This window comes from Nonomuraea sp. NPDC001831 (assembly GCF_042892035.1).
Classification (GTDB): Bacteria; Actinomycetota; Actinomycetes; order Streptosporangiales; family Streptosporangiaceae; genus Nonomuraea.
This window is the reverse complement of sequence record NZ_JBIATU010000001.1, coordinates 85,179-99,343: the sequence shown is the minus strand read 5'-3', so window position 1 is coordinate 99,343 and position 14,165 is coordinate 85,179. Positions and strand designations below refer to the sequence as shown.

General features: G+C 72.1%; 13 protein-coding genes. 6 read left to right on the top strand and 7 right to left on the bottom strand.

Annotation, left to right across the window (positions count from 1 at the left end; genetic code table 11):
* Positions 1 to 159 precede the first annotated feature (159 nt).
* The 5 genes from ACFYYW_RS00460 to ACFYYW_RS00440 all read right to left on the bottom strand — a co-directional run bounded on the left by ACFYYW_RS00460 (position 160) and on the right by ACFYYW_RS00440 (position 5,307).
* Positions 160 to 981, bottom strand: coding sequence for a segregation and condensation protein A (locus ACFYYW_RS00460; protein WP_387643332.1), 822 nt, complete (start codon positions 979 to 981; stop codon positions 160 to 162).
* Positions 978 to 1,913: a ParA family protein gene (locus ACFYYW_RS00455; RefSeq protein WP_387645452.1), complete on the bottom strand. Its 936-nt coding sequence runs from the start codon at positions 1,911 to 1,913 to the stop codon at positions 978 to 980. The genes ACFYYW_RS00460 and ACFYYW_RS00455 overlap by 4 nt, the downstream gene beginning before the upstream one ends.
* 123 nt (positions 1,914 to 2,036) lie before the next feature.
* Positions 2,037 to 2,942, bottom strand: a complete 906-nt coding sequence (locus ACFYYW_RS00450) for a site-specific tyrosine recombinase XerD (protein WP_352321922.1) — start codon at positions 2,940 to 2,942, stop codon at positions 2,037 to 2,039.
* A gap of 15 nt (positions 2,943 to 2,957) precedes the next feature.
* Positions 2,958 to 3,566 (bottom strand): NUDIX hydrolase, encoded by a 609-nt coding sequence (locus ACFYYW_RS00445; protein WP_352321924.1) that lies wholly within the window; start codon positions 3,564 to 3,566, stop codon positions 2,958 to 2,960.
* A gap of 76 nt (positions 3,567 to 3,642) precedes the next feature.
* A complete protein-coding gene (locus ACFYYW_RS00440; protein ID WP_387643329.1) occupies positions 3,643 to 5,307 on the bottom strand; it encodes a CTP synthase in 1,665 nt (554 codons plus the stop codon).
* A gap of 131 nt (positions 5,308 to 5,438) precedes the next feature.
* Between ACFYYW_RS00440 and ACFYYW_RS00435 the strand changes: the two genes are divergently transcribed.
* From ACFYYW_RS00435 to ACFYYW_RS00425, 3 genes are all read left to right on the top strand, one after another.
* The gene (locus tag ACFYYW_RS00435) at positions 5,439 to 6,101 is read left to right on the top strand and encodes an acyltransferase (protein ID WP_352321928.1); all 663 of its coding nucleotides are present in this window, start codon (positions 5,439 to 5,441) and stop codon (positions 6,099 to 6,101) included.
* Between the two features lie 67 nt (positions 6,102 to 6,168).
* Positions 6,169 to 7,287, top strand: a complete 1,119-nt coding sequence (locus tag ACFYYW_RS00430) for an NAD(P)H-dependent flavin oxidoreductase (protein WP_387643327.1) — start codon at positions 6,169 to 6,171, stop codon at positions 7,285 to 7,287.
* Between the two features lie 35 nt (positions 7,288 to 7,322).
* Complete coding sequence (locus ACFYYW_RS00425) at positions 7,323 to 8,102, top strand: GntR family transcriptional regulator (protein ID WP_387643324.1); 780 nt, start codon at positions 7,323 to 7,325, stop codon at positions 8,100 to 8,102.
* On the opposite strand, the gene ACFYYW_RS00420 is transcribed toward ACFYYW_RS00425, so the two are convergent.
* Entirely contained in the window at positions 8,059 to 10,449 is a 2,391-nt protein-coding gene (locus ACFYYW_RS00420) for an FAD-dependent oxidoreductase (RefSeq protein WP_387643322.1), read from the bottom strand. The two genes, ACFYYW_RS00425 and ACFYYW_RS00420, sit on opposite strands and share 44 nt — an antisense overlap.
* Before the next feature lie 68 nt (positions 10,450 to 10,517).
* On the opposite strand from ACFYYW_RS00420, the gene ACFYYW_RS00415 reads away from it, so the two are divergent.
* The 3 genes from ACFYYW_RS00415 to ACFYYW_RS00405 are packed head-to-tail and all read left to right on the top strand — an operon-like array spanning position 10,518 to position 13,230.
* Positions 10,518 to 11,423 carry a phosphotransferase gene (locus ACFYYW_RS00415; protein ID WP_387643320.1) on the top strand — a complete coding sequence of 302 codons (906 nt, stop codon included), beginning with the start codon at positions 10,518 to 10,520 and terminating at the stop codon, positions 11,421 to 11,423.
* Between the two features lie 4 nt (positions 11,424 to 11,427).
* The gene (locus tag ACFYYW_RS00410; RefSeq protein ID WP_387643318.1) at positions 11,428 to 12,033 is read left to right on the top strand and encodes a DUF4126 domain-containing protein; all 606 of its coding nucleotides are present in this window, start codon (positions 11,428 to 11,430) and stop codon (positions 12,031 to 12,033) included.
* A 60-nt stretch (positions 12,034 to 12,093) separates the two neighbouring features.
* Positions 12,094 to 13,230, top strand: a complete 1,137-nt coding sequence (locus ACFYYW_RS00405) for a ScyD/ScyE family protein (RefSeq protein ID WP_387643316.1) — start codon at positions 12,094 to 12,096, stop codon at positions 13,228 to 13,230.
* Positions 13,231 to 13,362: 132 nt separating this feature from the next.
* Here the strand turns inward: ACFYYW_RS00405 and ACFYYW_RS00400 are convergent, their stop codons facing one another.
* Positions 13,363 to 14,157 (bottom strand): alpha/beta fold hydrolase, encoded by a 795-nt coding sequence (locus ACFYYW_RS00400; RefSeq protein ID WP_387643314.1) that lies wholly within the window; start codon positions 14,155 to 14,157, stop codon positions 13,363 to 13,365.
* Positions 14,158 to 14,165 lie beyond the last annotated feature (8 nt).

Sequence of the window (14,165 nt, the reverse complement as noted above, 5' to 3'; positions counted from 1 at the left end):
GGCTCCGGCGGCGTGACCGGCAGGTCGGGGCCGGCGGGCAGGGCGGACGCCTCCTCCGGGGAGGCCGGCTGGACGAGGGAGCCCGGGAGAGTCATCCAGGCGGGCAGCGGCGACCCCGAGTCGGGGGCCTTACGGGGGCCCGGCAGGGGGTTGGGGTTGTCAGTCATTCGATGGTTTCTCCGCGGAATCCTCGTAGTCGTCCCCCACCGCGACGTCGCCGTCGTCGGCGCCCGTCCAGGTCACGTGGAGCTCTCCCAGCGCCTCGACCTGCTCGAACGTCACCGCGGACTCCCGGAACAGCTCCAGCACCGCCAGGAAGCGGGCGATGACCTCGAAGGTGCCCTCGCAGTCGGCCGTCAGCGCGCGGAAGGTGGCCCGGCGCAGCCTGCGCAGGTGCATGACCAGGATGGCCGCCTGCTCCTTGACGCTGGCCAGCGGCTGGTAGATGTGGCCGACGCTGACGGTGGGCGGCAGTTTCGGGGTGAACGCCTTGGCCGCGATGCGGGCCAGCTGCTCGGGCCCGATGCCGAGGATGAGCTCGGGCAGCAGGTTGGCGAACTGCGGCTCCAGCGACACCGTGCGGGGGAAACGCAGGCTCTCCTCGGCCATCCGCCCCGCGAAGACCTTCGCGACCTCCTTGTACGCCTTGTACTGCAGCAGCCGGGCGAACAGCAGGTCTCTGGCCTCCAGGAGCGCGAGGTCCTCTTCGTCCTCCACCTCGCCGGACGGCAGCAGCCGGGCCGCCTTCAGGTCGAGCAGCGTGGCCGCGACCAGCAGGAAGTGGCTGGTCTGGTCGAGGTCCCACTCCGGGCCCCTGGACCGGATGTAGGCGATGAACTCGTCGGTGACCTTGGAGAGCGAGACCTCGGTGATGTCGAGCTTGTGCTTGGCGATCAGGCCGAGGAGCAGGTCGAAGGGGCCTTCGAAGACGTCCAGGTGTACCTGGAAGCCTTGGGGGGCCTCGGTCTGCTCTGCGGTCACCTGGCCATTGTCGCAGGAGCCGGCCAGCGCGAGAGCACCTCGCGGGCCAGTTCGCGGTAGGCGTTGGCGCCCAGGGACGACGGGTCGAAGGTGGTGATCGGCTCGCCGGCGACGGTGGCGTCGGGGAAGCGGACCGTACGGTTGATCACCGTGTGGAACACCTTGTCGCCGAACGCCTCCACCACGCGGGCCAGCACCTCGCGGCCGTGCAGGGTACGGGCGTCGTACATGGTGGCGAGCAGGCCCTCGATCTCGAGGTCTTCGTTGAGCCGCTCCTGGACCTTGGAGATGGTGTCCATGAGCAGCGCCACGCCGCGCAGCGCGAAGAACTCGCACTCCAGCGGCACCATGACGCCGTGGGCGCAGGTCAGCGCGTTGATGGTGAGCAGGCCGAGCGACGGCTGGCAGTCGATGAGGCAGACGTCGTAGTGCGGCAGCAGCGGCTTGATCACCCGGCCGAGCACCTGCTCGCGGGCGACCTCGGTGACGAGCTGCACTTCGGCGGCCGACAGGTCGATGTTGCTGGGCAGCAGGTCGAGGCCCTCGACGCCGGTCTCCAGCAGGACGTCCTCGGCGGTGACGCCGCGGTCCATCAGCAGGTTGTAGACGGTCAGGTCGAGCTGGAGCGGGTTGATGCCCAGGCCGACCGAGAGCGCGCCCTGCGGGTCGAAGTCGACCAGCAGCACCTTCAGCCCGCACTCGACCAGCGCCGCGCCCAGGTTGATGGTGGTGGTCGTCTTGCCGACGCCGCCCTTCTGGTTGACCATCGCGACCACTCGCGCCGGGCCGTGCACCTGCGGCGGGACCGGTTCAGGGAACACCGGCCGCGGGCGCTGGGTGGGGCCCAGGTTGACGCCGTTGGAAGGCGCGTTGGTCTTGGTGTCACCCCAGGGGTTGTCGGGGGTCCCCGGGGTCGAACCCTTGGTCGTCACAGTCACCAGCTCGAACCTCCCTGACGATCCCGAACCGGACCGTCCGGACGGACACTATGGCGTCACCACTAAACGCGGCAAGGCGGCACGCCGGGGCACCGCGCACGCGCAAAAGACTATAGATCACTGCCGGGCGCGCGGGTGCGCCGCGGCGTAGACCTCACGGAGTTTGTCGACCGTCACCAGGGTGTAGACCTGCGTGGTCGTGACGGAGGCGTGACCGAGCAGCTCCTGGACCACCCGGACGTCCGCGCCGCCGTCGAGCAGGTGGGTGGCGAAGGAATGACGCAGGACGTGCGGGCTGATGCCGGCCAGGCCGGCGCGTTCGGCCGCGGCCTGGAGCACTTCCCATGCTCCCTGCCTGGTCAGCCGGCCGCCGCGGGCGTTGAGGAAGACCGCGGGGGTGCCGCGGCCGTGGGCCAGCAGGCCGGGCCTGGCGCGGACGAGGTAGGCGTCGAGCGCCGAGCGGGCGTAGCGGCCGAGCGGGACGACGCGGGTGCGGCCGCCCTTGCCGCGCAGCCGCACCTGGTCGGGTTCGAGGTCGTCCACGGCCAGGCCGACGGCTTCTGAGATGCGGGCGCCGGTGCCGTACAGGACCTCCAGCAGGGCGCGGTTGCGCAGGGTGAGCGGGGCGCCGTCGGGGCCGGAGGCGGCGATGAGGCGTTCGACCTCGTCGACGGCGATCGCCTTGGGCAGCCTGCGCAGCTGGCGCGGCGGGCGCACCTCGTGGGCGGGGTCGTGGGCCGTGACGCCTTCGCGCAGGGCGAACCGGTGGAGCCCCCGTACGGCCGAGACGGCCCGCGCGGCCGAGCTGGCCACGAGGGCGGGATGCTCCCGGTCGCCCTCGCGCAGCGCGGCGAGGAAGGCCTGGACGTCGGCCTCCCCCACCTCGTCGAGCTTCAGCCGCCCGCGCGCCTGCAGATGTTCGAAGTATCGCCGCAGGTCACGGCGGTAGGACGCGAGCGTGTTGGCAGCCAGGCCCCGCTCCACCGCCAGATGGGCGAGGTAGCTGGAGAGCACCGCCTCCACGACATGGTCCTTCCGTCACGCCTCCGGGGCGTCGGCGGGGCGCAACAGGGCGAATCCCTCAACCGAAGCCGCATATGCGGCGAGGATACCGGCCACGGCCGGGGAATTGTGGATCATTCCCATGAGCGCCTTCTCGACCGCGTCGGACAGCGGCACCCATTCGACCGGCATGCCGATCTCCTCGTGCCGGTGGACGAAGGTGTTCTCCTCGTCGGGGATCCTGCTCAGGCCGCGGGCGAGGAAGACCCTGATCCGCTCGTCGGTCATGCCGGGAGAGGAGCGCAGGTCGACCAGGGTGTGCCAGGTGTCGGCGCGGTAGCCGGCCTCCTCGGCGAGCTCGCGGGCCGCGGTGTCGGCGAGCGGTTCGCCCGCCACGTCGCGGATGCCGGCCGGCAGCTCCCACATGAGCTGCCGGGTGGGGTGGCGGTACTGCCTGATCATCAGGACGCGGTCGCGGTCGTCGAGCGCGAGCACGGCGACCGAGCCGGGATGGACGACGTAGTCGCGGTCGGCGACCTCGTCCTGGGGCATCCTGACCGTGTCGGTGACGACCTTGATCACGTAGCCCTGGAAGTGTTCCTTGGACGCGACGACGTCCCACGCCTCGGGCGTGTCTCTGATCATGGCCGCACTCGCTTCCGGTCCTCCATGGTCACGCAAGCTACCGCCTCCGGGCCGAGGCTCGCCGCTCCGGTGACGTTCACTTGCCGACCTTGGTGGTCACGCGGCTGTCGGCGTAGGCCAGGGCGGCGCCGATGAGGCCCTTGAACATCGGGTTGGCCCGGGTGGGACGGGAGCGGAACTCGGGGTGCGCCTGCGTGCCGATGAAGAACGGGTGCACGTCGAGGGGCAGCTCGGTGTACTCCACCAGGCGGCCGTCGGGCGACAGGCCGGAGAAGACCAGGCCGACGTTCTCCAGGCGCTCGCGGTAGGCGTTGTTGACCTCGTACCTGTGACGGTGGCGCTCGTCGGCCTTGGCCTTGCCGCCGTAGAGCTGCCTGGCCAGGGTGCCCTCGCCGAGCTTGGCGGTGTAGCTGCCGAGCCGCATGGTGCCGCCCATGTCGCGCTCGCCGGCGACGACGTCCTCCTGGTCGGCCATGGTGGAGATGACCGCGTGCTTGGTGTCGGGGTCGAACTCGGCGGAGTTGGCGTCCTCGATGCCGGCCATGTTGCGGGCGGCCTCGATGACCATGCCCTGCATGCCGAGGCAGATGCCGAGCAGCGGGATCCGGCCCTCGCGGGCGTGCCGGATGGCGCCGATCTTGCCCTCGATGCCGCGCACGCCGAACCCGCCGGGGATCAGCACGCCGTCGACGCCGTCGAGCTCGCGCTCGGCGCCCTCGGGGGTCTCGCAGTCGTCGCTCTTGACCCAGCGGATGTTGACCCGCGCGTCGTTGGCGAAGCCGCCGGCGCGCAGCGCCTCGGTGACCGACAGGTACGCGTCGGGCAGGTCGATGTACTTGCCGACCAGCGCGATCGTGACCTCCTTGGCCGGGCGGTGCACGCGGCGCAGGAGCTGCTCCCACTCCTTCCAGTCGACGTCGCGGAAGGGCAGGCCGAGGCGGCGCACGACGTAGGCGTCGAGGCCCTCGGCGTGCAGCACCTTGGGGATGTCGTAGATGGAGGCGGCGTCGACGGCGGAGACGACGGCGTCCTCGTCGACGTCGCACATGAGGCTGATCTTGCGCTTGATCACCGTCTGGACGGGACGGTCGGAGCGCAGCACGATCGCGTCGGGCTGGATGCCGATGCTGCGCAGCGCGGCCACGCTGTGCTGCGTGGGCTTGGTCTTCAGCTCGCCGGACGGGCCGATGTAGGGCAGCAGCGACACGTGCAGGAAGAAGACGTTGTCGCGGCCGACCTCGTGCCTGATCTGGCGGACGGCCTCCAGGAACGGCAGCGACTCGATGTCGCCGACCGTGCCGCCGACCTCGGTGATGACGACGTCGACGTCGGGGCCGGCCATGCCCCGGATGCGGTCTTTGATCTCGTTGGTGATGTGCGGGATGACCTGGACGGTGTCACCCAGGTATTCGCCGCGCCGCTCCTTGGCGATGACGTTGGAGTAGACCTGGCCGGTGGTGACGTTGGCCGAGCCGTGCAGGTCGGTGTCGAGGAACCGCTCGTAGTGGCCGACGTCGAGGTCGGTCTCGGAGCCGTCGTCGGTGACGAAGACCTCGCCGTGCTGGAACGGGTTCATCGTGCCGGGGTCGACGTTGAGGTAGGGGTCGAGCTTCTGCATGGTGACCCGCAGACCGCGCCCCTTGAGCAACCGGCCGAGGCTGGAGGCCGTGAGCCCCTTGCCGAGACTGGAGGCGACACCGCCGGTGACGAACAGATGCTTGGTTTGCGATGCGCTGCGCAAAGGGGCTCCCGTGGCTCGAATGGTGGCCGAAGTGTCCACGGGCTCTCAGGATATCAAACAACGCCCCTCACATGCCCGAACGGCATGACCTAGCGGTAACTTTGGGCCCTATGTCACTAGTACGCCGGGCTATGGGCGCACTGATTCACCGTGCGTACGCGGCGATCCGCCACGCCGGGGCGATCTCCCCGGACTCCACGGCGGGTTATCGTTTCCGCCGGATCGGCGAGGGAGTCTGCATCGCCTTCCCGCCGGGGGCGATCTTCGGTGAGCGGTGGATCGAGATCGGCGAGCACACGCTGATCGGCGAGCGCGTGTCGATCTCCTGCGGCATGTGGCCGGACGTCGATCTCGGCCCCGACTCGATCCTGCGGATCGGCGGCTCGTGCTCGATCGGCCGGGGCTCGCACATCGTGGCCCACCAGTCGATCGACATCGGCGACCACGTCTTCACCGGCCCGTACGTCTACATCACCGACCAGAACCACGTCTACGACGACCCCGAGACGCCGATCGGACGGCAGTGGCCGCGCAACAGCCCGGTCTCGATCGGCGCCGGCTCCTGGCTCGGCACCGGCGCGATCATCCTGCCGGGCACGGTCCTCGGGCGGCAGTGCGTGGTGGCGGGGGGCGCGGTGGTGCGCGGCGAGTTCCCCGACCACAGCGTGGTCGCCGGGGTGCCCGCCAAGCGCGTCCGCGGGTACACGCCGGAGCTCGGCTGGCACGCCCCCGGCGCCGCCGAGGCCGCCGCCGCGATCGCCCTGGCGCTCGACGGGCAGATCGGACCGTCCTGACAGCAGGGACGTGCGGCCCCGAGAACGGGGATGGACCGAACAACCTTCTGGAGGTTAGCGTCGGTGCATGCGGACCGCCATCTGTGAGCGCCTGGGCGTCGAGTTCCCGTTGTTCGCCTTCAGCCACTGCCGCGACGTGGTGGCCGCGGTCACGAACGCGGGCGGGTTCGGGGTGCTGGGGGCCGTCGCGTACTCGCCGGAGCGGCTGGACGCCGAGCTGACCTGGATCGACGAGCGGGTGGGCGGGCGGCCGTACGGGGTGGACGTGCTCGTCCCGGGCCGGATCGACGCCTCCGCGCTCGACCTGCGGGCCCACCTGCTGGACTTCGTGCCCGACCGCCACCGCGACTTCGTCGCCCACCTGCTGTCCAAGTACGGCGTGCACGCGCCGCCGCAGCCCCTGAGCGCGGTGGCCGACGAGTTCGGCCGGCGGGTGACGGCGTCGGGGGCGACCGCGCTGATCGACGTGGCGCTCAAGCACCCGATCGGGCTCATCGCCAGCGCGCTCGGACCGCCGCCGCCGCAGATGGTGGCGAGCGCCAGGGCGGCGGGCGTGCCGGTGGCGGCGCTGGTCGGAACCGTGGAGCATGCCCGCAGGCAGGTGGCGGCCGGGGCGGACATCGTCGTGGCCCAGGGCACCGAGGCGGGCGGCCACACCGGCGAGATCTCCACGATGGTGCTCGTGCCGCAGGTCGTGGACGCGGTCGCGCCGGTCCCGGTGCTGGCCGCGGGCGGCATCGCCTCGGGACGTCAGATGGCCGCGGCCATGGCGCTCGGGGCCGAGGGGGTCTGGTGCGGCTCGGTGTGGCTGACCACCGAGGAGGCGGAGACGTCGCCCGCGCTGCGGCGCAAGCTGCTGGCCGCCTCGTCGCTGGACACCGTCCGGTCCCGGTCGCGTACGGGCAAGCCGGCGCGGCAGCTCAGGTCGGCCTGGACCGAGGAGTGGGACTCCGGGCAGGAGAGCCCCGGGCCGCTGGGCATGCCCCTGCAACTGCTGCTGGCCGAGGGGGCGATGGCCCGCATCGGCGCGGCGGCCGACCGCGGCGACCCCGGCGCCCAGGAGCTCGTCACGTACTACGTGGGCCAGGTGGTGGGCCAGCTCGACCGCGTGCGGCCGGCCCGGGACGTGGTGTACGACATGATCAGCGAGTTCACCGACGCCGTGGCCCGCCTCTCGTCGTCCTGAGTGGTTCCTCCCGGATGGCCCGGTAGCATGCGCGTGTGGTCGGGACACCGCCTGAGCTGGAGCGTGGCACCGGGGTTCCCGCGCACACGCAGATCGAGCAGTGGCTGCTGGCGGCGATCTCCTCCGGCGAGATGGCCCCGGGCGACCGGCTGCCCGGCGAGCGGGAGCTGGCCGCCCGCCTCGGCGTGAGCCGGATGACCCTGCGCCAGGCCCTGGCCACCCTCGAACGCGACGGCGTGCTGATCAGGCTCCCCGGCAGGTCGGGCGGCGCGTTCGTGGCCGAGCCGCGCATCGAGTGCGACCTGACGGGCCTGGCCGGGTTCACCGAGCAGATGCGCCGCGCCCACCTGCGGGCCGAGGCGCGGATCCTGACGGCCGCCACCGTGCCCGCGCCGGCGGCCGTGGCCGCCGCGCTCGGCGTCGGGCCGGGCGAGCCGGTGCACGAGGTGGCCCGGGTGCGGTCGGCGGGCCGGTCGCCGGTGGCGCTCGAACGGTCCTTCTTCCCCGCGCTGCCCGGTTTCCTCGACGAGGACCTCGGCGGCTCGCTCTACGCCCTGCTGGCCGGCCACTACGGGCTGGAGCCGCGGACCGCGGTCGAGCATCTGGACCCGGTGATCGCCGGTCCGGCGGAGGCGGCCGAGCTGGGCATCGCGGCGGGCGCGCCGCTCATGCTGATCGAGCGCACGGCCTACGCCGCCGACGGCAGTCCCGTCGAGTACGCCCGCGACCTGTTCCGCCCCGACCGGGTGCGCCTGTCGGTGCGCAGCGGCGTCACCGCACCCGCGCCCCCGCCGGGTCGTGCAGCGGCTCCCTGACCACGACGCCGGGCACCCACTCCCCCTCGACCTCGACCTCCACCTCGGCCTCCAGCTCGGCCCCCGGCCCGACCGGCAGGTACGCGTAGGCGATCGACCGCTCGACCGTGTACCCGTAGCCGCCGGAGGTGACCCGGGCCACGACCTGGCCGTCCACCCGTACGGGCTCGTTGCCCAGGGCGACCGCCCGCGGGTCGGACAGGGTGAGGCAGCGCAGGCGGCGGGCCGGGTGCGGGTCCAGGGCATCGCGGCCGAGGAAGTCCTTGCCGGGCTTGACGCAGAAGCCGAGCCCGGCCTCGTACGGCGTCGTCCCGGGCCCGATGTCGGCGCCCCACACCCGGTACCCCTTCTCCAGCCGGAGGCTGTCGATGGCCCGGTAGCCGCCCGCGACCAGCCCGTACGGCTCGCCCGCCCGCCACAGCGTCTCCCACAGGGCGAGCCCGTACTCGCTGGAGCAGTACAGCTCCCAGCCGTGCTCCCCCACGAACGTCACCCGCAGCGCCAGCACGGGCACGTCCCCCACGGTGAGCTCCCGGGCCGACATGAACGGCAGGTCCGGCGGGTCCGGGGTCAGCCCGGACACGATGTCGCGGGCCTTGGGTCCCCACAGGGCGAAACAGGCGTACTGGCCGGTGACGTCGGCGATCCTGGCCGTCGAGCCGGTGAGCGCGGCCTGCCGGCGCAGCCAGGCGAGGTCGCGGGAGCCCGACGCGGTGCCGGTGACGATCAGGAACTCCTGCTCGCCGCGCCGGGTGACGGTGAAGTCGCACTCGATGCCGCCGCGCCGGTTCAGCGCCTGCGTGTAGGTGACGACGCCCACCTCGCGGGCCACGCGGTTGTCGCACACCCATTCCAGCAGGGCGGCGGCGTCCGGACCGGTGACCTCGATCTTGGCGAAGGAGCTCTCGTCGAACAGCCCGGCCGCGGTGCGGGTGGCGCGGTGCTCGGCCCCGACGGCGGGCGACCACAGGCGTCCGGCCCAGCCGCGGGGGCGTTCGTCCGCGCCGCCGGGGGCGGCCGAGTAGTGGTTGACCCGCTCCCAGCCCGCCTTCTCGCCGAAGACGGCCCCGTGGGCGGCGTGCCAGGAGTAGGCGGGCGAGACCCGCAGCGGGCGTCCGGCCGCGCGCTCGTGGCCCGGGTAGCGGATGTCGTAGTACGTCTCGTAGTTCTCGACCGAGCGTTTGACCGTGTACGACGGCGACCGGTACTGGCGGCCGAAGCGGCGCACGTCCATGTGGTGGACGTCCATGCCGGGCTCGCCGTCGACGATCCAGTCGGCCATGACCCTGCCGATGCCGCCCGCGCCGGCGATGCCGTGGGCGCAGAACCCGGCCGCCACGAAGAACCCGCCCACCTCGGTCTCCCCCAGGCAGAACTCGTTGTCCGGGGTGAACGCCTCCGGCCCGTTGATCAGCTTGCGGATGCCGACGTCGGCCATCGCGGGCACCCGGATCCGGGAGTTGGCGGAGATCTCCTCCAGGCGCGGCCAGTCCTCGGGCAGCAGCCTGCCGTTGAAGTCGGCCGGCACGGCGTCGTAGGAGGTCTCGGAGGCGGTCCAGGGGGCGCAGGTGCGCTCGTAGCCGCCCATGACCAGGCCGCGCACCTCCTGCCGGTAGTAGACGAGCAGGTCGGGGTCGCGCAGCGTGGGCAGGACGGGATGGTCGTGGCAGGCGTCGGTGACGACGTACTGGTGGGACATCGGCACGATCGGGATGCGCACCCCGGCCATGCGGCCGATCTCGGCGGCGAACATGCCGCCGCAGTTGACCACGACCTCGCAGGCGATGTCCCCCTGGTCGGTGCGGACGCCGGCGACGCGTCCGCGCTCGACGTCGATGCCCAGCACCCGCGTACGGGTGCGCAGGCGGGCGCCGCCCTCGCGGGCGCGGGCGGCGAGGGCGTAACACAGCATCGAGGGGTCCACCTGGCCGTCGGTCGGCAGGTACGCCGCCCCCACCACCCCGGACGGGTCCATCAGCGGGAACAGCTCCACCGCCGCGGCGACCGAGATCTCCTCCAGCGGCAGGCCGAACGTCCTGGCCCAGCCGATCTGGCGGCGGATCTCGGCCATCCGCTCGGGGGTGGAGGCCAGCTTGAGTCCGCCGCACTCGGTCCAGCCGGCGTCGAGGGTGCGGTAGAGCTCGACGGAGTACTGGTTCATCCGGGTCAGGGTGGGGTCGGCGCGGAGCTGGCCGACCAGGCCCGCCGAGTGGAAGGTGGAGCCGCTGGTGAGCTCGTCCCGCTCCAGCAGGACGACGTCGCGTTCGCCGCGCAGGGTGAGGTGGTAGGCGACGGACGCGCCGCCCACCCCGCCGCCGATGATCACGATGCGGGCCGAGTCGCTCATGGTCGCGAGGCTAACCCGCGTACCGTAAAAGGTCTAGACCGTTTAGGACGGCGGAGCTAGCATCGATCATGGCGATCGCCCGGGTCCTCGACCGCATCCCGCTGCTGTCCGGCCTGCCGCGCTCCGTCGAGGAGCTGCCCGGCGGGATGACCAACCGCAACTACAAGGTCACCACCCCGGCCGGGGTCTACGTCGTGCGCGTGGCCGCCAGCGACGGCTCCCTGCTGGGCATCGACAAGGACGCCGAGCACGCCGACTCGCTCGCCGCCGCGCGGGCCGGGGTGGGCGCGCCCGTGCACGGCTACCTGCCGGAGGCGGGCGTGCTGGTGATCGGGTTCCTGCCGGGCCGGACGTTCACCGAGGCCGACCTGTGGGAGCCGGCGAACCTGGCGCGGGTGGCGCAGGTGTGCCGCCGGCTGCACGCGGGGCCGCGCTTCGTGCGCGATTTCGACATGTTCGAGGTGCAGCGGGGGTATCTGCGGATCGTCCAGGAGCGAGGTTTCCGACTTCCTCCGAAATATCTGGATTTCATGCCCGCCGTCGCAGAAATCAGGAAATGTCTGGCGGTACGCGCCGAGCCCACCGTCCCCTGCCACAACGATCTGCTCCCCGGCAACATCGTCGAGAGCGGCGACCGCCTCCACCTCATCGACTACGAGTACGCCGGCAACAACGACCCCTGCTTCGAGCTGGGCAACCTCTGGAGCGAGGCCGACCTGCCGCCCGGCCACCTGGAGGAGCTCGTCACCGCCTACTACGGCCGCCGCCTGCGCCACAGGATCGCCCGCGCCCGGCTGCTCGGCCTGATGTCCAAGTACGGCTGGACCCTGTGGGCCTCGATCCAGGACGGCGCCAACGACGCGATCGACTTCGACTTCTGGTCCTGGGGCATGGAGAGGTACGAGCGGGCGGCGGCCGAGTTCACCCGGCCGGGCCTGGCCCGCGTGATGGAGGCCGCGGCGGGGGCAGACTAGGGGGATGTTCGCCGCCCTGACCGGTCTCGGCCTCTCCACCGCCGCCGGCCTGAACGCCTACATCCCGCTCCTCGTCGTGGGCGTGCTGGCCAACCTCACCGACAAGGTGAAGCTGCCCGACGGCTACGCCTGGCTGTCGAACTGGGGCGTGCTGGCGATCATCGCGGTGCTGCTGCTCGCCGAGATGGTCCTCGACAAGGTGCCGGCCGTCGACACCGTCAACGACGCCGTCCAGACCGTGGTGCGCCCGGCCGCGGGCGGCGTGGTCTTCTCCGCCACCAACGCCGCCGCCGAGCTCGACCACTCGACCTGGATGACCGAGAACCCGTGGGCCGGCTGGCTGCTGGGCATCGTGATGGCGCTGGCCGTCCACACGCTGAAGGCGACGGCCCGTCCGGTGATCAACGCGGGCACGGCGGGGGTGGGCGCGCCCGTGGTGAGCACCGCAGAGGACGCCGGCTCGCTCGGCATGAGCCTGATCGCGGTGTTCCTGCCGGTGCTGGTGATCGTCGCGCTGCTGCTGCTCGTCCTGCTCGCGTGGTGGACCTTCCGGCGGGTACGCCGGCTGCGCGCCCGGCGCCGGATCAGAAGAAATCCACCCCCAGGCTGAGTACGCCTCACCCTGCGGGTTGATCCGCCGCCCCGTCCCGCGCTTCTACGGTGTTCCCTCATGAAGCGAGTCATCATCACGGGGGGAGTCGCTGCTCTCGGGCTGGCCGCGTCGGTCGCGCCCGTCCCGGCGTCGGCGTCCGCGCAGGCGAGCGTCACCGTCGTCGCCGCCAAGCTCGACGGCCCGCGCGGCCTGACCTTCGGCCCCGACGGCGCCCTGTACGTCGCCGAGTCCGGCTCGGGCGGGAAGATCAAGTGCGCGACCGTGCCCGCCGAGCCGGGCGGCGAGGCGAGCAAGGTGTGCCTCGGCCTCACCGGGAAGATCTCCAAGCTGGCCGACGGCACGCTGACCACCGTGGTCAAGGACCTGCCCTCGGCCGGGTCCGACGGGCTCGGCACCGGCCCGCACGACGTCGCCTTCGCCGCGGACGGCTCCATGCTGGTGCCCGTCGGCCTGGGCGGCAACGGCAAGCTGCGGGCCGACCTCGGCCCCAAGGGCCGCACCCTCGGCACGCTGCTGAAGATCAAGGACGGGAAGTCGTCCGTCATGGGCGACCTGCTGGCGTTCGAGGCCAAGCACAACCCCGACAAGAAGGACAAGGGCAGCGCGATCGACTCGTACCCGTTCGCGGTCGTGCCGACCCCGCAGGGCGGCGCGCTGGTCACGGACGTGGGCGCCAACGACGTGCTCCAGGTCAGCGCGTCGGGCAAGGTGACGCTGCGGGCGGTGTTCCACGCGCGCAAGGTCGCGGCCCCGGCCATGCTCAAGCTCCCCAAGGGCAGCAAGGTGCCGATGCAGTCGGTGCCGATGGGCATCGCGGCCGCCCCCGACGGCTCCTACTACGTCGCCGAGCACGCCGGGTTCCCGCAGCCCGAGGGCGTGGCCCGGGTGTTCAGGCTGGCCGGCAGGAAGGCCGGGACCGCCGTCAAGGGCTTCACCACCGCCGTCGACGTCGCCTTCGACGCCTCGGGCCGGCTGCTCGTGCTCGGCTCGGTCGGCCCGGTGCCCGCCGACCACCAGCCCCGTACCTCGCTCTACCGGATCGAGGCCGACGGCACGCGCACCGAGCTGCTCAAGCCGGGCACGCTGACCGTGCCGCTGGGCATGGCGGTCGCCGCCGACGGTTCGGTCTACGTGTCGAACAAGGGCTTCACCCCCGGCAAGGGCGAGATCGTCCGGGTGGAACTGCCCGCATAGACGTGTGAGCGTCATGGCCCCCAAATCCCGTGGCGCGCTCACACGGAGGGCCCGGCAGCAGCGTCCGCGCTGCCGGGCCCTTCACCACGCCTCACCACGCCTCCCATGCCTCACCATGCCTCGCCCTGCCGGTCAACGCGCCCTGAGCCAGCCCTCCAGCACGCGCACGAACTCCGCCGGGCGCTCCTCGTGCAGCCGGTGACCCGAGCCCTCCCAGCACACGACCTTCGAGCCCGGGTTCTTGAGCAGCCCGGCCTCCCAGGCCGCGCGTCCGGGGTCGGCCCAGATCGACAACACCGGGCAGCTCCGGCGGGCCAGGTACTCGTCGCTGGCCGGCCGCACGCCGATGGCCCCTGGGGCGGTGAACATGGCCTCGAACGCCTCGGCCAGCACGTGCGGGGGCATGCCGTACAGGCGGCGCTTGTGCCAGCGCCGGATGACGGCGGGGGTCGCGGAGGTGGTGCACCACCGGTCGATCTCCTCGGCGACGGCGTGCGGGTGCTCGCCGCGCAGGCCCGCGATCATGCCGGGGAAGCCCGCGGCGAGGTCCTGGCCCATGCCGTAGCCGGGGTCGAGGGTGACCAGCGCCCGTACGCGTCCCGGATGCTCGACCGCGAGGATCGAGGCGACCTGGCCGCCCATGGAGTGGCCGACCGCGACCACCTCGGGGACGTCCAGGCGGTCGAGCAGCGTGTTCAGGTCCTCGGCCATCGCCTGTGGGGTGTTGCCGGTCTCTGGGACCGAGGAGTAGCCGTGGCCGCGCAGGTCCACGGCGAGGACGCGGTGGCGGGCGGCCAGCGCGTCGATGTGCCAGGACCACTGGTGGGAGTCGGCGCCCCAGCCGTGCACGAGCAGCAGCGGCGGGTCGCCGGCGCCGTCGTCGGTGTAGAAGAGGCTGATGGTTGCCGAAATTTCGGCGTACGGCATGAAATATC